The 21,716-nt window shown below is 57.1% G+C and carries 16 protein-coding genes; 4 read left to right on the top strand and 12 right to left on the bottom strand.

Annotated features, from left to right (window positions below; translation table 11 throughout):
- Positions 1-65: 65 nt before the first annotated feature.
- Complete coding sequence (locus VG146_07325) at positions 66-2,060, bottom strand: TonB-dependent receptor (GenBank protein ID HEV2392160.1); 1,995 nt, start codon at positions 2,058-2,060, stop codon at positions 66-68.
- 294 nt (positions 2,061-2,354) lie between these two features.
- Here VG146_07325 and VG146_07320 point away from each other — a divergent pair, with 294 nt between their 5' ends.
- From VG146_07320 to VG146_07305, 4 genes are all read left to right on the top strand, one after another.
- Positions 2,355-2,903: a YfiR family protein gene (locus tag VG146_07320; GenBank protein HEV2392159.1), complete on the top strand. Its 549-nt coding sequence runs from the start codon at positions 2,355-2,357 to the stop codon at positions 2,901-2,903.
- A 194-nt stretch (positions 2,904-3,097) separates the two neighbouring features.
- Positions 3,098-5,083, top strand: coding sequence for an ATP-binding protein (locus tag VG146_07315; GenBank protein HEV2392158.1), 1,986 nt, complete (start codon positions 3,098-3,100; stop codon positions 5,081-5,083).
- Entirely contained in the window at positions 5,080-7,191 is a 2,112-nt protein-coding gene (locus VG146_07310) for a response regulator (protein ID HEV2392157.1), read from the top strand. The genes VG146_07315 and VG146_07310 overlap by 4 nt, the downstream gene beginning before the upstream one ends.
- Before the next feature lie 44 nt (positions 7,192-7,235).
- Positions 7,236-8,087 carry a prepilin-type N-terminal cleavage/methylation domain-containing protein gene (locus VG146_07305; GenBank protein HEV2392156.1) on the top strand — a complete coding sequence of 284 codons (852 nt, stop codon included), beginning with the start codon at positions 7,236-7,238 and terminating at the stop codon, positions 8,085-8,087.
- Positions 8,088-8,094: 7 nt separating this feature from the next.
- Here the strand turns inward: VG146_07305 and VG146_07300 are convergent, their stop codons facing one another.
- The 11 genes from VG146_07300 to VG146_07250 form a co-directional block, all read right to left on the bottom strand.
- Complete coding sequence (locus tag VG146_07300) at positions 8,095-9,165, bottom strand: trypsin-like peptidase domain-containing protein (GenBank protein ID HEV2392155.1); 1,071 nt, start codon at positions 9,163-9,165, stop codon at positions 8,095-8,097.
- Positions 9,166-9,180: 15 nt separating this feature from the next.
- Positions 9,181-10,098, bottom strand: a complete 918-nt coding sequence (locus VG146_07295) for a VOC family protein (GenBank protein ID HEV2392154.1) — start codon at positions 10,096-10,098, stop codon at positions 9,181-9,183.
- Between the two features lie 9 nt (positions 10,099-10,107).
- On the bottom strand, positions 10,108-10,911 hold the full coding sequence (locus VG146_07290) for a DedA family protein (protein HEV2392153.1): 804 nt from the start codon (positions 10,909-10,911) through the stop codon (positions 10,108-10,110).
- A 128-nt stretch (positions 10,912-11,039) separates the two neighbouring features.
- The gene (locus VG146_07285) at positions 11,040-11,351 is read right to left on the bottom strand and encodes a glycoside hydrolase family 13 (protein HEV2392152.1); all 312 of its coding nucleotides are present in this window, start codon (positions 11,349-11,351) and stop codon (positions 11,040-11,042) included.
- 461 nt (positions 11,352-11,812) lie between these two features.
- Positions 11,813-13,759 carry a glycoside hydrolase family 127 protein gene (locus VG146_07280; protein ID HEV2392151.1) on the bottom strand — a complete coding sequence of 649 codons (1,947 nt, stop codon included), beginning with the start codon at positions 13,757-13,759 and terminating at the stop codon, positions 11,813-11,815.
- Positions 13,760-13,985: 226 nt separating this feature from the next.
- Entirely contained in the window at positions 13,986-14,450 is a 465-nt protein-coding gene (locus VG146_07275) for a GtrA family protein (GenBank protein HEV2392150.1), read from the bottom strand.
- Positions 14,451-14,486: 36 nt separating this feature from the next.
- On the bottom strand, positions 14,487-15,350 hold the full coding sequence (locus VG146_07270) for a DUF1559 domain-containing protein (protein ID HEV2392149.1): 864 nt from the start codon (positions 15,348-15,350) through the stop codon (positions 14,487-14,489).
- Positions 15,351-15,369: 19 nt separating this feature from the next.
- On the bottom strand, positions 15,370-17,340 hold the full coding sequence (locus VG146_07265) for a sulfatase-like hydrolase/transferase (GenBank protein HEV2392148.1): 1,971 nt from the start codon (positions 17,338-17,340) through the stop codon (positions 15,370-15,372).
- 10 nt (positions 17,341-17,350) lie between these two features.
- Positions 17,351-18,634: a hypothetical protein gene (locus tag VG146_07260; GenBank protein HEV2392147.1), complete on the bottom strand. Its 1,284-nt coding sequence runs from the start codon at positions 18,632-18,634 to the stop codon at positions 17,351-17,353.
- Positions 18,635-18,646: 12 nt separating this feature from the next.
- A complete protein-coding gene (locus VG146_07255) occupies positions 18,647-20,359 on the bottom strand; it encodes a glycosyltransferase family 39 protein (protein ID HEV2392146.1) in 1,713 nt (570 codons plus the stop codon).
- A gap of 87 nt (positions 20,360-20,446) precedes the next feature.
- Positions 20,447-21,643 carry a serpin family protein gene (locus tag VG146_07250; GenBank protein HEV2392145.1) on the bottom strand — a complete coding sequence of 399 codons (1,197 nt, stop codon included), beginning with the start codon at positions 21,641-21,643 and terminating at the stop codon, positions 20,447-20,449.
- Positions 21,644-21,716: the final 73 nt, after the last annotated feature.

Below are 21,716 nucleotides of genomic sequence, written 5' to 3'. Positions count from 1 at the left end.
TCGCAAATTCGGCTCATTTCCCATAGATACTGTCTAAAAATGGAAGCAACCCTCGTGCCAGTTGTCTAGAAACGGTACGTCAGTTTTACCCGAAAACTCCGACCGTCCTGGGCGATAAGGTCCTGCACATGAAATTGCGAAGCCGGGTCCAGGTAATGGCGGTCGAGCAGGTTGTAAATGCTGGCGGAGAATTCGAGGTTTTTGACAACCTTTTGGGTGAATAAGGTCAGGTTGATGACCCCAAAGCCCCCTGCCTCTGTGCCTTGCACCGTGAGCGGTTGACCGCTCGGGTCGGTTGTATTGTGCAGGCTTCTGCGATTGCTGGTGTAATCGAATTCCAGCCCGCCAAAGATTTTGTCCTTCCACAGGGGCACACTCAAATTCAATTTGATTAGATTGTCTGGCGAATCCGGCATGGCCCAACCGACGGACGAACTCTTCGTGTTCTGGAACGAATAGCTTGCCCGGCTCCGTATGCCGTTGGCCCAGGTCCCCTCCAACGCAAGCTCGAGGCCGGCGGTCTGCGCGTTAAAGTTCGTGAAACTCCCGCTGCTAAAGACCAAAAGATCGTTCATCTGGTTATAAAAACCGGAAAGAGAAGAGCGCAAGTGTGCGCCCATTTCCTGCTCGTACACCAACTCGTAACCCGTGATTTCCTCCGGGTTAAGTGGATGGTCGGATGTAGTGAGTTCATAAAAGCTGGGTGCGCGGAACGCGGTGCCGTAAATGGCTTTGAGGGTCGAGGTCTGGACCGGATGATAGATAAGAGCCAGGCGGGGATCGATGGCAGGACTAATACTGTCGTATTGATCGTAGCGTACCCCGGCGGTAAAATGGAGATTGGTGAGCACGGTGAAATCGCCTTGGGCATAGACGCCGTAGCTCAGGCGGTTGGTGCGGCTGTGGGAACCCGCACCTGGCATGTTCTCGACGACAACCCGGGAATCCTGCAGAAAGTCGTCTCGATACTCTGCCCCGAGGGTGATGACGTGCCGGTCCCATAACCGTTTGTTCAGTTGCAGTTGGGTGCCCCACCACTCGCCCAGGTCCTTTTCGGAGGAAAAGCTGCTGAAAACCACGTTGTTTCCGGCCAGGAGCGATTGGGGATAGCCAATTTGGTGCGTGTAACTATCGTAATAAACCTGCGCCGTCACGTCCACGATATCCGGGAAACTGTGGGCGAATTTCAACTCAGAATAATCGCGCTGGTCGATGGTGCGCAATCGCGGGTCGTCGAATGTGGTCAGGTCGAATTGGGCGGTTGGGTTGACCTTTTGGCGACGATTGAACGCCCCCTCCAACGTGAAGTCCCCATAGCTCAGCGAGCCGAAGGCGCTGCCGAAGGACCCGCCATCCATATCCTGCGCTATGCCATTATTCTGTGCCGGGGTATCAAATTCCTTGTAAAAAAGCCGGTCCTCCCCCGCACTCTGATAATAAGTGCCCGAGAGCAGCATCTGGAGGCCGTTTCCAAAGACCTTTCCATAGCTCAACCGGGTCTTGTAGGTGTCGAGCGAGCCATATTCGCCTGAGGCCTCGAAACCCTTCAATTGTTTGCCTTGCCGGGTAATCACGTTGATAACGGCAAAAAAAGCGTTGTCGCCGTAAATGGCTGAGCCAGGACCCCTAATGACTTCCACCCGGTCAATCAGGTCAACATCGAGGATGAATGCCGTGTCAATGGAAGCGCCGTCGTTGAAATTGTTATTCACCCGGTGACCGTCCACCAGCAACAAGACGCGGTCATTAAAATCTCCAAGGTTGATCCCTCGAGTCCCCAGGAAGGAATAGTTCCGGTCATAAGAGACGTAGAAGCCCTGCACGCTGGCCAGGACGTCCGCCAGCGTTCGGTAACCGTATTTCTTGATCTCATCAGAATTAATAATCGTTACGGAAGAGGGCGCCTCGGTTGTTTTTTGCTCCAACCGCGAGGCGCCGTACACGACCTGCACGTCCATGTTCATCAGCGTTTCGAGTGGAAGCGCAGCGAGGTCCACCTGGTTCGTTTGGGCGGCCGCCGCGGCTGGAAACCCGCCAATTACCAATGAAAGTGCAAGCATTCCAAGAGCATGGCATCCGGGCATGGACTTACCCGCCGCGCCCGTGGATGCGGTGCAGCAATGGCAAGGCAATGCTTTCCGCGCTGAAACAATCATGCCGGTAGGGGTTCTTCTTTAGCAGGTTCCAAACCAAAACCTTGGGTGCTTGAGGTTTGCGGAAACTTTGCCTTGTTTTTTGGCTCCACTTGGGGGGAAATGCAATCCAGCAACCCGCAGGGCGAAGCCGCGTGCTTCACTATTGGATAGAAGCATTGTCAGGCGTCCATCTGTGTTTATCTGCGGTTTTTAGCTTTTATGCGTTGTCGGGCGGCCTCATGGCGATGCTGGGTCCTGCTTTTGCTGGCGCTGGCCGGCAGTTATGGGCCTGCCCAGGAGTTCATGCCGACGGAGTACCATGTCAAAGCCGCCTTTCTGTTCAATTTCGCCAAATTCGTCGAATGGCCGCCGCGCGCCTTTGCCTCGGTGAAATCGCCCCTGATTATAGGCATTTTAGGGAAAAACCCATTCCATGACGACCTTGCGCAGACGATCCGCAACAAGACAGTCGATGACCATCCAGTGCTGATTAAGCAGTTTTATTCGGCCAGCGACGCTACGAATTGCCACATTCTTTTCATTAGCGCCTCTGAGAGAAAGCATCTGCCAGAGATATTTAACACCCTCAAGGGCGCCAGCGTGCTAACGGTGAGTGAGACCGACCGTTTCACCGAGAAGGGGGGTATGATCAATTTCGTCCTTGAGGGGACCAAAATCCGGTTTCAAATCAATAAAAACGCTGCCACAATCGCCGGGCTGAAAATCAGTTCCAAACTGATGAGCCTTGCCTTGCGCCCGGGAGCCTGACCCCTTTGCCGACGGGCAGAGGCGGCGTCCAGGCTCGGAGCCAGAGGCCGGACGCTGCTGCCACAGGCTTCTCGCACTGCCGATTTGGCACGTCAGTTGCGGTTCTAGCTGGCTTGCGCTCAAACCGTCTTACATTTGCAAAAGGCAGCGGAACGGGTTTGTCCGTTTTTGGGGCAGTCTGGCATTCGGACCGAGTGAAACTAATCCGGGACCTGCCCATCCAACAGAAGATGTTGGGGATGACAATGCTGATCTGCGGCGGCGTCCTGTGCGTCGCCATCACCTCCTTTTTCGCGTTTCAACTCCTGAATTTCCGGTCCAATTTCCGGCGCGATTCCGCCACCTTGGCCGTCATCATCGCCAACAACAGCACGGCTGCCATGGCCTTCAAAGATGAACAGGCCGCAGCCGAGGTCGTCGGAGCGCTCCAGGCCGATCCCAAAGTTCTAGCAGCCACCCTGATCCTGCCAGATGGCTCGCCTTTCGCTCACTTTGGAAAGACCGAAGACGCCCAAACGCTGTCTCAGTTTCCCTCTCCGGGAGCATGGCGCTTTGTCGATGGAGACCTGCTTGTCACCCAACCGGTCAAGTTGAACCGAGAACAATTGGGAATGCTTTACCTGCGCTCGGACTATCGCCGAACCTTTCTCGACCTGCTCGGCTTCTACGGGAAGGTGGTTCTTGGGGTCATGTTCTTGTCCATCAGCCTGGCAGTGTTCCTTTCGAGCCAATTGGGGCGCACGATTACAAATCCGATTCTGCACCTGGCCCAAATTGCCCGGGTCGTAGGCGAAAAGAAGGATTACTCGTTGCGCGTTAAGGTAGGGGCACGAGGCGACGAGTTGGGCCGGCTGGCAGAATCTTTCAACGAAATGCTCAGCCGCATCCAGAGTCAGGATGCCGCCCTCAGCCTCTCCCAGCAGAGAATGGAGGCACTGATCAACTCGATTGTCGGCATCGTCTGGGAACGCAAACCCGATACCTTCCAGTTCACTTTCGTAAGCCGCCAGAGTGAAGACATCCTGGGCTATCCACCTCAGGCCTGGCTGGACCAGCCTGATTTTTGGGAGCAAAAACTCCATCCACAGGATGCTGCCAAAGCCATCCACACCGGCGCCGAAATGGCCGCACGCACTCAATCCTACACTTATGAATATCGCATGATCGCCGCCGGCGGCCGGACGGTTTGGATTCGCGAGAGCGGCACGGTACTGGTCGAGCAAGGCAAGCCGGTGGCCATGCGCGGCATTTTCCTCGACGTCACCCGCGAAAAGCTGGATGCCGAGCAGCTTGACAAGCTCAATCGGCAGTTGATGAGCACTTCCCGGCTAGCCGGCATGGCCGAGGTCGCCACCGGCGTGCTCCACAATGTCGGCAACGTGCTCAACAGTGTCAGCGTCTCCGCCACCGCTGTCGCCGAGCGCCTGCGCCAGTCCAAACTCTCTAATCTCCAACGCGCCACAGCCCTCTTGCGCGAGCAAAATGGCCAGCTCGCCCAATTCCTCACCACGGATCCCAAAGGCAAAATTCTTCCCGAATACCTCGCCAGCGTGGCGGACCAATTGGCCGGGGAACAGAAGAACCTGATTGCGAAGATGGATTCGGTCAACGAGCACGTCGAGCACATCAAAGAGATCGTGGCTATGCAGCAGAGTTACGCCAAGGTTTCGGGTGTATATGAAAACCTGGCAGTAGTTGCCTTGGTCGAGGATGCCTTGCGAATGAACGCCGCCGCGTTCGATCGGCATGGCATCGAGATCGTTCGCCACTTCGCCGGAAACATCCCGCCCGTCTGCGTGGACCGGCACAAAGTACTGCAAATCCTCATCAACCTGGTCCGAAACGCAAAGTATGCCATGGCATCCCAGGACGATGCCTCCAAGCGCCTCACCGTTCGCGTGGAAATGACTTCGCCCGATCGCGTCAGCATCCGCATCGCCGACAATGGTGTCGGGATTGCCCCGGAAAATTTGACCCGGATTTTCAACCACGGCTTTACAACCAAGAAAGATGGCCACGGCTTCGGACTCCATAGCGGCGCCAACGCAGCCAAAGAAATGGGCGGCACGCTGATCGCTCATAGCGAGGGCCCAGGCAAAGGCGCCGAGTTCACTCTGGACTTACCTACTGCCGCCTGCGCCCGGCAAAAGGAAACCTCACCAACGCGCACCAGCATATGAACAGCAAAGACCTCAAGCTTAATCATCGCATCCTCATCGTTGATGACAACACCAGCATCCACGGCGACTTCCGCGAGATTCTCTGCCCGGACCACTCCGGCGACGCCGCTGTCAACCGCATGGAAGAGGTCCTCTTCGAGCAGGACAAACTGCCTCCGCCGGAGACCTGTTTTGAACTCGACTCCGCTTATCAGGGCCAGGAGGCCTTGGAACTGGTTAAGCAGGCCCTCGCCAGCCAGCGCCCTTACGCGCTGGCTTTCGTGGATGTCCGAATGCCGCCCGGCTGGGACGGTGTGGAAACCATTGCGCGCATTTGGGAAGCCGATCCGGAACTGCAAATCGTCGTCTGCACCGCCTATGCCGATTATTCCTGGGAAGAAATGCGGGCCAGGGTCGGCCAACCCGACAGCCTTTTGGTGCTCAAGAAGCCGTTCGATAACATCGAAGTGCGCCAACTCGCTCATGCATTAACCAAGAAGTGGCTGCTCAATTTACAGGCCCGTTTGCAGATAAAAGAACTGGCCAGCGCGAATGAATCGCTCGCGATGTCCGAAGAGCGCTTCTCGAAGGCCTTTCACGAAAGCCCTGTTCCGAGCGGCATTCAGAGCGTCGGCGACCTCCGCTTCGTGGATGTCAACCAGCGCTTCGCCGAGGTCGCCGGCTACAAACGCGACGAGATGATTGGGCGCAGCCCGTCCGAGTTGTTCCTATGGGAAAAACCTGAAGTGGCCGATGCGTGGTACAAAGATTTAGCACAGCAGGGGGTGGTGCGGGACCGCGAGGCCACCATCCGCAAACCGGACGGGGCTTTGCGCGAAATGCGCGTCTGCCTTTCCGGCGTCATGCTGGGCGGGCAGCCGCACGTGCTGCTCCTTGCCCAGGATGTCTCCGAGCGCGTTTTGCTGGAACGGCAACTGCGTCAGGCCCAAAAGATGGAAGCAATCGGCCAGCTCGCCGCAGGCGTCGCGCACGATTTCAATAATATCCTCACCATCATCCAGGGCCACGCCGGTTTGCTGCAGCACAAATCGGCCCCCGGCAGTCCACAAGCAAAATCTTCCCAGGAAATCTCCGTCGCCGCTGCCAGTGCCGCCACTCTGATCCGGCAGTTGCTCATGTTCAGCCGCAAGCAGGTCATGCAATTCCGGCATCTGGACCTCAACGAGCTCCTGCGCAACGCCCTCAAGATGCTCCAAAGGCTCGTGGGCGAACACGTCCGCATTGAATTTCATCCGCACGAATGGCTTCCTGCCATTCATGCAGACCCCAGCATGCTTGAACAAATCGTCATGAACCTGGCCGTCAACGCGCGCGACGCGATGCCCACCGGTGGCCGCGTCTTGATCGCCACGTCCCTGGCTGCCGTTGAACGCGCGCCCTCCCCCATGGACCCTGAACAACGCACCGGCCAATACATTTGCCTGTCGTTTAGCGACACGGGCGCGGGCATGGACACCCAGGTCCTCAGTCGCATCTTTGAGCCCTTCTTCACCACCAAACCCGTCGGCAAAGGCACTGGCCTGGGCTTGTCCACCGTCTTCGGCATCGTCCGCCAGCACCATGGCTGGCTCGAAGTGGAAAGCAAACCGAAGGAAGGCACCAAGTTCCGCGTCTTTTTCCCACCCAGCCTCCAAACGCCAGAGAAAATCGACCGCACCATCGAGACCGTTCTGCATCGGGGCTGCGAGACCGTTCTGGTGGCCGAGGACGAAACAGCCTTGCGCCAGATGGTTGTCGAGGTGCTCGAGCTTCAGGGTTATACAGTTCTGGAAGCCGCCTCTGGCCGCGAGGCCCTCGAAGTATGGCAACAAGCAAAACGTCCGGTCGATCTTCTCCTGACCGACATGGTGATGCCCGGTGGCATTATGGGCGGCGAGCTTGCAGAACGTCTCTCGAAGAAATGTCCCCATCTCAAGGTGATTTACACCAGTGGCTACAGCCCCGGCATGGCCGGCCAGGACCTGTCGCTGCTGGAGCGGCGCAACTTCCTGCCCAAGCCCTACTCCATCGGCAAACTGGCCCAATTCGTCCGCGAATGCCTGGACGCCCCAGCCCAGCACAATGGAAACGGCGCCTGTCGTTCCACATTAGCTCCTGAGCTGGTTTAGCTGCTTGACAGTTACCGTCTTTCCGGGCATGTTTGCTCTGTCCCGTGCAAACATTATCCTCAGCAAAGCGACAGGCCCGTGGCCTAGCCGCTGGCCAGCGACGACCGGGCTTTACTCTCATCGAACTGCTGGTTGTCATCGCTATCATTGCGATCCTCGCCGCGATGCTGCTGCCCAGTTTGTCAAAAGCCAAGGCCAAGGGCCAAGGCGCCCACTGCATCAATAATTTGCGCCAACTGGACCTGGGTTGGCTGATGTACGCTACTGACAACCGGGACGTGCTCCCCGGGGATGATTGGAAGAAAGAGGCTACGCCGGTGCAGGATGCGGGGAACTGGGTCAGCGGCTGGCTCAGCCCGGACGGCGAAACCGGTTACGACAAAACTCACAATACGAATATCACCTACCTCCTGGATCCGCATTACTCTCAGATTGGCCCGTATGTCCGTGCGGCGGGGGTTTACAAGTGCGTTGCGGACCAAAGCATTACCACCATTATGGGCCGAGCCTACGCCCGGGTGCGGAGCATGTCGATGAACTGCTGGATGGGGGCTAACGCAGAGCCGTGGAATGCCGGCTTCCGCACGTTTGCCAAGAGCACCAGCATCACTTTGCCTGGACCGAGCGACGCCATGGTGTTTATCGATGAGCGGTCAGACAGCATTGATGACGGCTACTTCGCTGTCGATGAAGTGGCCCAGCAACTCGTCAATCTCCCGGCGGGTTATCATAACGGCGCCAGCGGGATTACGTTTGCCGATGGACATGCTGAGATTCACAAATGGCACGATGGGCGCACGACGCCGCCCCTCTTGACGGTCTTTCATAAATTTGTGCAATGCCCAGGCAACCGGGACTTGGCGTGGCTCCAGCAGCATGCCACCAGCCGGCAGTAGTTGTTCCTCAGTTTCGCTCGTTGTTCCCAACCAATTCTTCGGGCGTCACGATCAGATCGATTTTTTCCGTGTGCCGGAGCACCGTGAGAACCGATGGCTGCCCAATAGCGCCAGCTACCAGGTGGCGATGCAGTTCGTCAATTCCTGAAACTTTCTCCCCTTCGAAAGCAACCATGATGTCGCCCTCGTGCAGGCCGGCGCGCATGGCCGGACTCCCTGGCTCAATCCCGGCCACCAGCACCCCATGGTCCACCGCCAGGCGATGGAATCTCACCACTCGCGGGTGAATGGCGATATTCTGGCCAGCTACACCAATCCAACTGCGCCGGATGCGGCCTTCTTTAATCAACCACCCCGCAACGAATTCGGCTGTGTTGCTGGCAATGGCAAAGCAAATGCCTTGCGCCGGCAGAATGATGGCCGTATTGACGCCGATGACTTCACCGCGCGAATTGACCAACGGCCCGCCCGAGTTGCCCGGGTTGAGCGCCGCGTCGGTTTGAATCACATTATCGATTAGCCTGCCGGATTGAGAGCGCATCGAGCGGCCCAGGGCGCTGACAATCCCCGCTGTCACCGTCTGGTGAAAGCCAAAGGGGCTCCCGATGGCAACGGCTATTTGCCCGACGCGAATAGCATTCGAATCGCCAAGCCGCGCATGGACAAGCTGCGAGACATTGACACGGATAACGGCCAGATCGGTCTCCGGGTCCTCCCCGATCAACCTGGCTCCGACCACCCGCCCATCCGCCAGTGGTACTTCCAGCTTGTCCGCGCCATGGACCACGTGGCTGTTGGTAAGAATAAAACCGTCCGGCGCAATGACAAAACCCGAGCCTGTCCCGCCCGATTGTGAACCGCGGCGCCCTTCGCGGTTGGCGTGAGACACGCGAATATTTACCACCGCCGGACTGACCTTCTCGACTACGCCTGTAACGGTATTGGAATAGCCTTCCAGCAATGCCTCATCGCCCGATTCGGGCCGGATGGGCGTTGTGGCGGTGACGGGATTGCCCTCGCCGAACGAGCGAATCAGCTCAATTCTTTTGTGGTCCTTAACTGTCTTTGGAATTCTCATTTGAAGCATTCGTCATCAATGATGTTCACAATCAATCGCTGCTTCGGCATGTTGCGGATTGCTTGTTTGTTGCTTGTGCTGGATTTCGAGCCAACTTCCGTTGGGATCGCGGATTTGAAGAATCGGGCCATGGGCGTCGGGCAGCGTTCGGGTTTCATAGCCCAGGAGCGGAGCGCGATGGCTCAGGCAATAAAGAATCTCTTTGACCGGCACATCGAGACGGTAGGAAATCAGGCCCGTGCTGTTTGACGGAGGAGCGGCGTGGCCGGCCCAGGTGTTGACGCCAATATGATGATGGTACTCGCCGGCCGCCAAGAACAGGGCATCGGGAATCGAGCGTTGGGTGACCGCCAACCCCAGGAACTCATGGTAGAACCGGTCCGCTGCCGGCAGGTTGGCGACGTGCAGATGGATATGGCCAATGTCCGTCTCTGCCGGCGGCTCAGGCGGGGCTGGGGTGTCTTGAACGCTCTTCAGCAGGTCCCGCACATCGAGTGGTTGGGTGACCATCGCCAGGTGGCCTCTGCGCCGCGGCCACTGTGTGGGTGGCCGATCGGCATACAACTCGACGCCATTGCCCTCGGGATCGCTCAGATAAATTGCCTCACTCACTCCATGATCGGACGCGCCCTCCACCGGATACCCGTTATTTATCAGCCGCTGAAACGCATGGGCAAGGTCACGCCGCTCAGGATAGCGAATGGCGAGATGATAGAGTCCAATGGAGCGCGGGGGCCGTTGCGGAGCGCTCGCGTCTTCGCTCAGCACAAGGAGTTCCGGCCCTGCGCCGGCCGACAGAACGGCCTGGGAACCGTTTGGATGATGCGCGCTTAGCCCGAGCACATCCGCATAGAACCCCAACGAGCGCTCGAGGCTGGCGGTGCGCAGATGGACCTGGCTGACACGGGTTTGTTCAGGAAGGAACGCTTTCATAGCAAATGTTCACTCATATCGAGTGGTTTCGACCAGCGAGGATGGACGCAGTTCCGGCGTGGGTTGCCCAAGCGGGTTTGCCAGCGTCAGCGTAACCGGCTGAAAAGCTGCAATCGCCGGGTAATGAGGCAGGAGCGGGGCGGGTTTTGGGTCCATGCTAGCTGGTTCAGCGACCTGGCTTGTTCTGCTGCTGGCATTTCCGCGGTGAATCCCTCGATCTAGGCCGCTGTGCCATTGGACATATTTGAAAGCTACGTAAGCTGCGATCAGACCCAGCGCCAGCACCATCGCGCCCAACCCAAGTTTGTTCAGGCGCGCCAGGATATCCTCGACCTGGTTGTGGAACAAAAAACCGGCCGCTACGTAGCAGGTGCCATAAATTAAGGAACCCAGGCTGTCGAATACCAAAAACCGACGGGTGCTCATGCCCAGCGCGCCTGCAAGCGGCGGCATAACCGCGCCCAAACCAGGAAGGAATTTTGCCGCAACAAGTGCTTGGACACCATGCCGGGCAAACAAACCGTGGGTGCGCCCTACGCATCCCTTCGGAGCGAGGCACACGCGGCAAAACAAACCCAACACACGCTGACCACCTCGGCGGCCTATATAAAACCAGATTGAGTCCGCCATGACGCTGGCCAATATGACCAGGCCGACAGCCCAGGCCGGGTTCAGCTTTCCTGCCGCACCCAGAGCCCCAGCCGCTAACAGCCACGGCGCCGCTGGGATGGGCAAGCCAGCCTGCTCGACAAAGACCAGAGCAAATAGAAGTGGTCCGCCGTGGCTCAGCAAAAATTGCGCAACATCATTCATAAGTTCCTGGTTTTTCCGAGTGCCGGACGCGCTCAGGCTGGCTTGCGGGTTTATCATGCCACGCCAGCCCGTAAAGAAGCGTTAGAATCACAACAGTAACAAGAATTGTGAACATAAGAAGGTTCCTTTCAGCTTACGGCAGTCACAGACACCCTGGCATAGCGCGAATTCCCAGCGACGCCGGTTGCATGCGGATCGAGGGTGGGGGCGCCGTCCACAAGAAAGAGATATTGGCGATGCCCATGGCTTAAGGGCACCTGGAGAAACCACCAACCGCCCTCGCGTCGTTGCATGGGGTGGGACCTTGGATTCCAATCATTAAAATCGCCCATGAGAAAAACGGCCTTCCCCTCGGGGGCGGCGCAATAAAAACTGATCGGCTTCACCATCTCCTTGGCGGAATAGTGGGTAGCCGAAAGTGTATCTAAAACTGTATCCATACGTCGTTTCCTGGTTAAGTTCAGCCTCACTGCTGAAGCTATTCAAGAGGCTTCATGCCATAAGCGTGCCAAAGGGGGTTTATTTGGGGTCTGTCAGATGTAAGCTGTTTGAGAACAGCTTGATATATTTGGAATCCTACCGGTTCTTAGGGGCTTATACTCACAACGGTTTTTCGTGATTAGCTAAAGCTCGCTGCTCCAACAACGATTGAGCGTTGAGGTCAGGGGCGCAGCAAGGACGGACAGCAGAGCGGCCCAGGACCTTTCGAACCCAACTCCAGGGGTTGCTGTGCGCCCTCATTTGCTTCAACTTCCCTGCGTATGCAGCAACAGCGCCATTGTTCAGCCGTATGTGTCCTTTTGCTGGCAAACCTGCTGGTGGCGCTCCGCCTGAGGTTGGTGGCTGCCGGCCCGGCGCCGGCGGCGTGAATCTGCCGAAAGTCCAGATAACGAAGGGGAAGTTACTGGCCCGTTGGGAACCAAACCCGCATCTCATTTGGCCCCCGATTGCACCACGCGTAATAGGGGATGCAGGTCAACGCTTCGTGATTCTCGTTCGACGAAACTTTCACGGCCAGCAGGCCGCCGAGCAGGTCTGGCTGGTCCTGGGTCTGGAATGAGAGAGGGCCGGGAAGAACTTTGTCGAGCACCTCGCCGTGATTGTCCGCTCCTTCCGCGCAATAGACCAGTGGCCCGCGTTCGAGCGCAAAGCGGCCCACATCGGCCTTAACGGCAGGATTGGCGACAACCCGCCGCACTGGCATTTCGAGGTCCAGCGTCACGGTGTCGCCACTCTTCCAGCGGCGCTTGATTTGGGCGAAGCCGTCTGCAAGATGAACCTTCTGGGCCTTGCCATTGACCGCGAGCTTCACGCCCGGCATCAGGCCATCGTCATAGCGATAGAGATCGCTGGGCACAGGCTTGCTGAGAGCCCAGCCGGGGATGCGTACATTAAGCGTAAACCGCGCTGGGGAACTGCATGCCAGTTCCAAAACGATATTGCCATCCCACGGGTAGTGCGTGGTTTGTTTGATCTGAAGAGGTTTGCCGGCCATCTCGAGGCAAGCAGCGCCGCCGATGAACAGATTCACAAACAACTCATCACCGCGAGTTGCATAGATGAAATTGGCTATCTCGGGGAAAAAGCGCACGTCATTAACCGGACAGCAGGAACAGCCGAACCAGGGTGCGCGCTCGCAGGCGCCCATATTGAATTTACGTTTGCCGTCGCTTTCCAGCGGGTTGGGATAAAAGAAACGGTCTCCTGAAATGCCCACACCGGAGAGGAAGCCATTGTAGATGACGCGTTCGAGCACATCGAGGTACTTGGCATCACCATGGAGCAGGAACATGCGCTCATTCCATAAAGCATTGGCAATGGCCGCGCACGTTTCCAGGTACGCGTTGGCATTGGGCAGTTCATAATCGGCGCCAAAGGCCTCTCCGCCCGGTCTTGCCCCAACCCCGGCGGTGATGTGAAGTTTCTTGCTGACCACGTTCCCCCAAATCCGATCTATGGCCTGAACATAGGCAGTCTCGCCAGTCAGTGCCGCCACATCCGCGACGCCCGAATAAAAATAGCCGGCACGAACCGCGTGGCCCTCGGCCTCGCTTTGTTCAACGATGGGTTTATCGTCCTGCTGGTAAGGCCCTCGTAACTTGTGGGTCTCGGGCCGCCCGCGCAGGCCGCAGAAGAACCTCGCCTGGTCGAGATACTTTCGCTCCCCAGTGGTGCGGAAGAGCTTTACCAGCCCGATCTCGATCTCTTCGTGTCCCGGAGGTTCCTCGAGCTGGCCTGGACCCGGCCCAAACGTCTTGCAGATCAAGTCCGCGCTTTTGAGCGCCACGTTCAACAGTGAGCGCTTGCCTGTGGCTTGGAAATGCGCCACAGCCGCCTCATACAAATGGCCCTGATTATACAACTCGTGGCTGCCCGCCAGCCTCGACCAGCGCGTCGGCCCAAAGAAATCCACGCGCCCCTTGGGGTTGATCGTGCGCGCCGTATAAAGATAGCCATCAGGCTCCTGCGCCGCCGCAATCTTGGCGATCACGCCGTCAAGATACTCGTCCAACTTTGGGTCGGGATGCAGCGCCAGCGTATAAGAGGCCCCTTCAATCACCTTGTACACATCTGAGTCGTCAAAGGGAGTTCCAACAAAATCCCCCGGGATGAGTTTGCCGGCCTTGGCAAAGTTATCAATCCGGCCCGTCTCCTCGCATTTCTTGAAGTCATACCAAACCGTGGTGAGACGGTTGGTTTCCAAGCGAGGGGTCCAAAAGCTGTCCTCGACCTGAACACTGGTGAATGGGACCGGCTTGAATGGATAATCCTTAATCTCCAGTGCGTTTTGCGCCGCAGCCATGCTCAGAGCGCCGGGAAGAAAAAGAAGGGCTGGAAGAAGCTTCATTTATGCCGACCAGCCTAGCAGGCCCAGGCCCTCATCTCAAGAGCGAATCCCCCGCCCTGCCTTCCCCGGATGGGAAAGCCGGAATTTTGGCCATTTGAACACAAAAACCGCAGTTTCAACTGCGCACCGGGCCGCCCGGGACGGGGTTCGCTCCTCCCTCAAACGAAGGTTAAAAACGTTAAAACCGAACTCTTCTACGGGCGATCCCTTTTTGGACGTTCAAAGATTATTTCGATGACGCCGCTACCGGTTGCTGCTTGGCAGCTACTCCCCAATTAAAAAGCGCGTTCATCCAGAAGTTCCAAAGGGTCACCAGCATAATTGCCAGGAGATTGGACGCGGATAAGTTTAGCCCCAAACGGCTATAAAATAGATTCAGAAGCGCAACGGCGAAACCGATTCCCACTCCGCAAATAGTTTGGAATTTGACCATACGAAGCAGCACGCCAGAGCGTCTCCCCAAGTTAATAGCGAAGCCGCGAAACGTCCAAACTTCATTGAGCACGAAATTGGTCAACATGGCGGTTTCAGCCGAACAAGACTTGCTCAAGCTCAGATTCCACTGCATTTGGCGGGCAAGCAAGTGCAACATACCCATATCCACAACTACCCCGCTTCCACCAACAATGCAGAATTTTACGAACTGCTTTAGGCGCACCGAGTTCCCCAAATTCGAGGCTTCCAGGCTCATATCAAATGAGCCTGGATAGGCTAAAGGGGACTTGGGCTAGGGCACCCATAATTCCTCGTGCGGCAGGTGGTCGAAATTCCACCGCGCTGCGTCCGAATCGCTGAACGCTATCCACTGCCACCAACGTTTCCACTCGACGTGACTGTCCACAAAAACCATGTCCGCTCCTTGAGTGTGTACCGCGCCTATAGCCGAGGAGCGGGCGCTGGCGGAACTTGAATACAACCCGGGCATGAAGAGCCCCCAGCAGGGTTTGGCGTTGAGTGGGGCCGAAAAGTGCCTTGCCGCCTCAATGCTGTTGTCTCCGCAAGCGATCATGTCCGCGGGCGCCATGATTTCGCCAGGCCGGCGGCTTATCCCGGCGAACAGATACGGACCGCTCAGCGCCCCGCTGTCCAACCCCAACGATTGGATACTAACCCCTGGGCCGAGCCCGGCCCAGTTCATCGCATAACAGAACGGGGGACCGAAGCGAGAACCGGGGAAATTGGTCCAGCCAATTCCCGGCGGTTGCGGCCGGGTCCACCAGTGAAATGAGTCTGGGAATGAGGGGCAATAAACCACATCTCCGTTGTTGGCCAAGTAATGAGCGAGGAAGTAATTCCAGAGGATGCGATTTGCGTAATTTCCCGGGACCGCAAACATAGGCGGGTAGCGATTGTTGTCGTCTGCATAAAGGCTGAGCGCCAAGCCAACCTGGTGGAGATTGTTTTGGCAGAATGCGCGCTTCGAAGCCTCCTTGGCCCGGTTAAGGACCGGCAGCAAGAGGGCGGCCAAGAGCGCAATAATTGCAATCACGACTAATAGCTCGATCAAGGTGAATGCGCTGCCGCTTGAAATTGTGAGCTTCGGGGTGATGGCTTCCTGGCGGTATCTGATGGGATGGGACTTGGGTCTCATGGATTGTTTCTGCGCGTGTTTAAAACCGAGCCCCGGGGTACAACGATTTGAGCGCCGCACCGAAATTATCGCGCAAAAGGGCCTTGCCGGTTGGACTTCGGGGGTCGAATCGTACAGGAACATCGTTGGTGTCTGTCACCTGCGTCAGATAGAGAGTGCTCTGCAGCGGGGTTGGGTCTGAATCGCTCCCATATTCGAAAAATGCCTTGAATCGGCCGGACTGAAGGCAAAACTGAACCGGGTCGCGGTCCCCATTTTGGGCTGCTATCACCACGTCATTTTGTGTTTTGCGGAAGAGAGATTCGCCGTCCACAGCATTAGCCAGCCCCACTCCGAGATAATCCAAGACGGTGGGCAGCAAGTCAACCAGGCTCGCATCCGGCAAGCGGTGACTCGCAGCGCCCGGCAGCTTGGCGCCCTCAGGGAATTTCAAAAGGAAAGGGATGTGGGTTTGGGGCCGGAAAATATCGCTGGCATGGAGGAGGCGGCCATGTTCGAGGAACTCTTCGCCGTGATCGCCCACGCAACAGATGATTGAATCCTTGTAACGGCCGCTTTTCCTGAGCTTGTCCAGGACCTGCCCGATTAGTTTATCCTGGAAATGGAGCGCATTGCGGTACCGATTTTTGATGAGCTCAAGCTCCCTGCTGCCTATTCTGAAGTTCGAATAATCCCAGGTCTTGCAAAAAGGTGTGAACGTGGCCTTGTCGCTCGAAGGCCAGTTGTAATCATGATGGGTCGAGTGAAAGAAAATCAAAAGCAGACTGGGCCGCCCCGGTTCTTCGAGGGCCTTTAAAACTTCCTTTGTTACGGCGATGTCCCGCGCAGGGGCCCCCTTGATTCCTGACTGCTCTTCGTCCCGCATCGAGTCGCACAGCGCTATTCGATCGCCGAAGGCGATTTCATCGACATCATGATAATGCAGCGTGCTGCTGCAGAAAACGTTCACTTTATAGCCGAGGTAGCGAAGATACGCCAGCGGGAGACTTCCCTGGTGGGCGCGCGCCCGTTTCTCGATCCCATAATAAATGGCAAAGTTCCCGGTCAACAGCGCGTACCAGGAGATGTGGCTGGTGTTGCCGGATGAGAGCGCATCGGGAAAGGACAGGCAGTCCGCGCTGAACCGCTTTAGGTTCGGCGTAATCTCCTGGGTAACGAAATCTCCCCGGGTGCTTTCCAACACGAATACGAAAATGCCGGGCAGATTCGTTGCGCCCCGATGAAGCGTTCTGAGAGCCATCACCAAATCCTGGCCCTGCCTCAGCGAGCGCAGCTTCGCCGGTTCCAGCTTTAGCAGCCCGGTCATCCTCCTGCCAACGCCAATCCGGACAGGCATTGCCGCCTCGAGGTCATGAAAACGCGAGTCCCAGCCGAGGTGATGATCCCATCGCTCCAAAACCCAGCCCGAGCCGGCCGCAATAATGAGGACCGCCGCCAGCGAACCGACAGTCGGCTTTTTCCACCCGGATCGCATCCACACGACGGCAAGCGAATAAGCGAGGGTCAGCGCTAAAACCAGCCCGGCCCCCTCCGCGAAGCGGTGCAGGCTGCCCGTCGAGATTCCAATATGCTCCCAGTTTTCGGCCAGGTGCTGCAGTCCGCCCTCCAGCAAAATATTCAGGCCACGCAACAAATGAATGGACATCATCCGGTACAAAAGGGCATCGAGGTACAGCACGCCAACGAAGGCATAGACGAAGAACACGAACGCGACCCGCCAGGCCCTCCCCTTCTTCATAATCAATCCGTCCAAGGCCACAATGGGTAAAAACAGCAAAACGGCCTGCCCCACGAGAAAGAGGTAAGCTGCCGCCTCCTGGGCGGGGCGAAAGAAACTAACGCTCCGGGACGCCAGGTACTCTATCCAGCAGTAAAGCAGGAAACCGGGCGCCCAAGGAGCGGGGTCCAACTCGATTTCATAGCCCAGCGTCATCCTCAGCCGCTTAAGCGCCGCCTTCCAGAGAGTGGATGCTTTTTCAAAGCAGTTCATGGCCCACTTTTTATCCAGCCCACTCGAAGTTGATGTGGCGCAGCAGCAACCAAGCTTGAGCCAGGAGCAGCAACGGAAGCGCGCACGAAAACAAAAGGTGCGTTACCCTCCCTCTCCACGCGAGCGCCAGGACGATAAAGAGCGGGAAACACATCATCATGTTGCGGGTGTAGGAAAGGAATACGGAGGCCATTGCGGGCACAACGCCTACAAGCAGCGCGTACCAAAAATAGGTCTTGTCCAAGCGCCAGACGAAAGGAAGAGAGGCGGCTACCAGCAGGAACAGGCCCCGATCGATGGCTGAATCCGTCATGCCATGAAGCTGGGTGGGAGCCGTCAGTGCGGACCAGAAGCCGGCAGGGTCCAGGATGTGGGCTACCGACGGGGCATTTGGGAAAAATCGCTGCGCCTGGAACCCTTCAACCGCGTTTCCGGTTGCCATGCGCATAAACACGAAGTAGCACAGATAGCCCAGCAGCGGACCATCGCAGGCCAGGTACGCCATCAGAGGTTTCCGGTGCGCCGCCAGATACCACAAAAGCGGGACAACCGCGAAAACGCCGACGGCTTTCGTCAGCGGGAGGAAAAATCCAACCACGGCGGCCCAGAAAAATTTTTCGCGGAAGAGCAGGAGAAAAAAGAGGACGATCAGGAGAAAAAAGAGCGACTCGGTGTAGATGAACGAGAAAAACAGCGCGCCTGGAAACGCCAAAAGCAGCACCAATGCCCGATTGGCAACGTCCAGCCCATGAGAACTGAAAACCAAATAATGAAATAGCATCCACCCCGCCACCGAGAGCAAATTCGCCAAAAAAAGGCCGGCGAGGAACGGGTCATGCCCGGTCGCATACGAGCAGACCCGGATCAAAAGAGGCCAAAGTGGATAGAACGCGCACGAGTGGGAGCCTTTCTGGTAACCGCTCTGGCTGAGAAACAGGTAGTGCGCCGCATCCCAGGTAGCCAGATGTGTGGCGAAGGTCGGCCCGCCATCTCTCGGCCAATGAATGCACCGATCGTAGGCCCCTTGATTCAGGGCGGGGATCAGCCACACGGAGCCGATGATAAGGGTAAGGCAGACGGCTTTAACGACGAGCGAAGCGGCGAGCACCTTCCGCCAGGGCCAGGGTTGCCGCACCTGCTCTTGGGCTCCCGGCGTTGGCTCGGGTACGGCGCGGCAAGCCTGCGAGGTTCCCGCCGAAGGGACGAGGCCCTGCGAGTCCTCATATTGCTGAACAGGGCCGCGGGGGAACTCGGCCCTGCGGTTCAGGAGATGTTTTGCAAGTTCGGTACTCACGTTCCTCCGCCGTCAGAACCCCGCCTTTTTCCGTATGCTCTCGTGCGCATACAGCCGGTTGTCCTGGTCTTCATAGACCAGCCGGTACTCCGCCGTCAGGAGGGCCTGGAATGGCACCTCACGCGAATCATTCCTTAAAAGGACGATTCCCGGCCTATACTTCTGCATCTCGGTGGCCATCCGGGCGCTGGTCATCTCACCCGCCCAGAGTCGTTTCAGCGGCACGACGGCTATCGGCGGTGGAATCGGGATGCCGGCATGAAAAGAATACACGAGCCGATCGGCGTACATCCATTGCGTAAAGGGTTTCAGCCGCTTGATTTGGTCCAGCACCAGCGAGTTGTAAAGCTGCGGTGAGTTGCGGATGCCCCTAATCTCCAAGTACACCCGCGTGACCATCCACGGCACCGATACTGCCAAATATGTCGCAAATAACAATGCAATGGCCCGGGAGCCGCCCTCCTTCGCTTCACCATGACGCGGCGAGGCCATAAGTCTCCATCCGGAGGGACGAGCTCCCGCGAGTCCCCATTTTACGAAGGCCACTGTTGCCGCCCACTCAATGCCCACCCCGGCGCACCAGCACAGCGGGATGGCGTTATGGATATAGTAGTACGACCACCACGGCCTGTGAATGGCAAAGACCAGAATTGAAAGCGCGAGCCAGGCGACTGGCAAAAAATTCATCGGCTGCACACGGGCCCGTCGAACGAACATCAACGCCCCTGCGAGCGCTGGTAAAGTGACATCCCAGTTCCTGAGAAGCACGCCCCAGTCGTATGGATAATCACTTGCTGAACCATACTCGAACGACCTGGCCCTGGCGAAATGCGAGGACCAGGTTTGTCCAAAATTCCGAAGAAACGCCCCACCATCAATCAGCAGATCTATAAGCACGTAGGAACCCATCAGTCCGACCCCGAAAACCACCAGGCGGCCGGCGAAAAGTGCCAGGGCGCGTCGATCCGCAAAGAGGCCGCCTCGGAACCCAGGAGCTTCTCCTCTGCCCCAGGTCCGACCTAGGCAGAAAGAGCCCCAACCGGGGTGCCTCTCCGTTATCTCTGTTTCCTCCTGTTGAGATTCGCTGCCCGGACTAGGCAACCGACGGGCTAGGAGCAAAAGCGCGACCAGCGGCAGCAAATACATCGGAACGAGCTTCATTTGCAACGCCGAGCCGAAAAGAATACCTGCCAGCACCTCGCGAAGGCGCCACCGGTCCCGAGGCATTATGAGAAGCACCGACAGCGCCGCTACTGCTGTTGCGAGCGAAGGCATCTCGAGCATGCAGGAAGAGCTGAGCTCGAGGAAACCTGGACAGGCGATTAGCAGCAGAATTGTCAAAAAAGCGAGCATGGGCCGTCCGGTGATCCTGTTAACCAAGGCATAAAGGGATGCCAAAAGGACCACGGCGAAGCTCACGGTTATCAGCCGAGGAACCAAAACCGACTCGGAAGTGTGCTTCAACGCTTGAGCAACAAGAAACGTGTGAAGCGGCGGCTGGTCGTTCCAGATATCCGTGTATAACCTATAACCATGCATATACAGGGTAACCTTGACAAGTTCAAAACCTTCGTCACTACCCACCTGCACGGCGCTTCCCAGGGGAATTAAAATGCACAACTCTGCAAAGACGGCTACAAGGGCGAGACGTATCCAGCCCCCGAGCGCTACCGACTTGCTAGACGCGAGGAGTTGCGCAGCGGGGTTGTTGGCGATTACGTTCATAAAGGTGGCGTCACCGCTATTATAGATCTAGGCGTCCGCGTCGCGTTCAGAAGGTGGTTGAGGGCGCGATGGATTCTGGTGAGACGACTATGGCTCTTTCGCGGAACTTGGGTCGCTGATTCTACCCATAAAAATAATAGCATGGCTGACGTTATCTAGAATGAAGAACACGAAAGGATGATCCGCTTTGAAGAGCGGAGGGACCTCGCCGAGGGCGAGGAATCCCGTTGTTGCAGAGGCGGCCTCCGACCCCCACTCATCCACCGTCAAAAAGGCGCTATGCAGGACGGTGCGTAAGTACAGGCCGCTCTTATCTGAGATGCCGCACAGGTCGGCACGGGTCGGAGAAAATACGTCGCGAACGCCGAAGCTTCGCAGAACTTCTCTCAATGACTCTTCGGAACTGCAAGCAAACCTGGGTAGCCATACCTCCACCTCCTGGCTCTTCATTGAGCCGAGAATACGGCGAAGCTCCTTGTTTGTGAGCGATTTCTCGACCTCACGGAAGGACGCCTCGTGCACCGGCAGCAGAATCAGCATCGATAGAGTATCCTCGTACGGAAGCTGGATTGCCTGAATCGTTTCGTTGGTTGCGTAAAGGAAAACGCCTCTTTTCCGCATCGTAGGAATTGGACGAGACTCATGGGCGCCGCTATGGAAAGGAACTTCTGCCGTTCTATGTGGGTCGAACCCGTCGAGCCATGCGCCCTTGAAGTAGATGGCGTTCGCGACTATCAACCGCATATCCGAGCGTATTCCGGATCCACCGGCAAGGTGAAGGATTTTTCCTCGAGTGGCTTTGCTCACCCAGCTATCTATTTGTGCCGATGCATCTGGATCGTCGAAATTAATCGGCTGCATGAGCGCGTCATAGTCGCGTTGGACGATGGCTGAAAACTGTGTTCTCAGGGGCCAGCCCTGCTGAACCCAAACCGAATTAGCAACGAACAGCACTTGCTGCTTAGTGGTCGTAGGGACTTGTCGCAAGAAAGGGGCAAGCCAATCGTCGGAGTTCGTCAGGCCATCAGGAAGATGAAGCGCAGTCCTCAGCTCCCTCGCTGTGCTTCCACAGGCGCCGCTGTGAATCATGGCCAGCGTAGTCGCTATTGAAATCGGCGAAAGGACCAGATTGCCTGGTTTCCTGGAAATTTGCGAATATAGTGAAAACGCCAGGTCGTTGTTGGCTGTCGCTGCGAGATTCGTCTCGTTTGGAGAGGCAAACACCAGAACGCCGGCGGAGGTCAACGAGCCGAGGAACATCATTAAGTAAACGCTTGTCTTCATTTCCATACTTTGCCTGTGTTGCTTGCGACATCCAGGGGCGGTAAGGGATCCCGAAGAATGTACTTCGGATTCT

The sequence above is a fragment of the Verrucomicrobiia bacterium genome, from assembly GCA_035946615.1.
GTDB lineage: Bacteria > Verrucomicrobiota > Verrucomicrobiia > Limisphaerales > UBA8199 > DASYZB01.
The sequence above is the reverse complement of the archived record's forward strand: the minus strand, read 5'-3'. Positions and strand labels throughout refer to the sequence as shown.

Excerpts from the sequence above, each read along its gene's own strand:
- VG146_07295 (HEV2392154.1), bottom strand. The coding sequence starts at position 10,098 with ATGAAAGCGTTCCTTCCTGAACAAACCCGTGTCAGCCAGGTCCATCTG.
- VG146_07310 (HEV2392157.1), top strand. The coding sequence starts at position 5,080 with ATGAACAGCAAAGACCTCAAGCTTAATCATCGCATCCTCATCGTTGAT.
- VG146_07300 (HEV2392155.1), bottom strand. The coding sequence starts at position 9,165 with ATGAGAATTCCAAAGACAGTTAAGGACCACAAAAGAATTGAGCTGATT.
- VG146_07285 (HEV2392152.1), bottom strand. The coding sequence starts at position 11,351 with ATGGATACAGTTTTAGATACACTTTCGGCTACCCACTATTCCGCCAAG.
- VG146_07325 (HEV2392160.1), bottom strand. The coding sequence starts at position 2,060 with ATGCTTGCACTTTCATTGGTAATTGGCGGGTTTCCAGCCGCGGCGGCC.
- VG146_07250 (HEV2392145.1), bottom strand. The coding sequence starts at position 21,643 with ATGAAGACAAGCGTTTACTTAATGATGTTCCTCGGCTCGTTGACCTCC.
- VG146_07280 (HEV2392151.1), bottom strand. The coding sequence starts at position 13,759 with ATGAAGCTTCTTCCAGCCCTTCTTTTTCTTCCCGGCGCTCTGAGCATG.
- VG146_07290 (HEV2392153.1), bottom strand. The coding sequence starts at position 10,911 with ATGAATGATGTTGCGCAATTTTTGCTGAGCCACGGCGGACCACTTCTA.
- VG146_07275 (HEV2392150.1), bottom strand. The coding sequence starts at position 14,450 with ATGAGCCTGGAAGCCTCGAATTTGGGGAACTCGGTGCGCCTAAAGCAG.
- VG146_07265 (HEV2392148.1), bottom strand. The coding sequence starts at position 17,340 with ATGAACTGCTTTGAAAAAGCATCCACTCTCTGGAAGGCGGCGCTTAAG.
- VG146_07255 (HEV2392146.1), bottom strand. The coding sequence starts at position 20,359 with ATGAACGTAATCGCCAACAACCCCGCTGCGCAACTCCTCGCGTCTAGC.
- VG146_07320 (HEV2392159.1), top strand. The coding sequence starts at position 2,355 with ATGCGTTGTCGGGCGGCCTCATGGCGATGCTGGGTCCTGCTTTTGCTG.
- VG146_07270 (HEV2392149.1), bottom strand. The coding sequence starts at position 15,350 with ATGAGACCCAAGTCCCATCCCATCAGATACCGCCAGGAAGCCATCACC.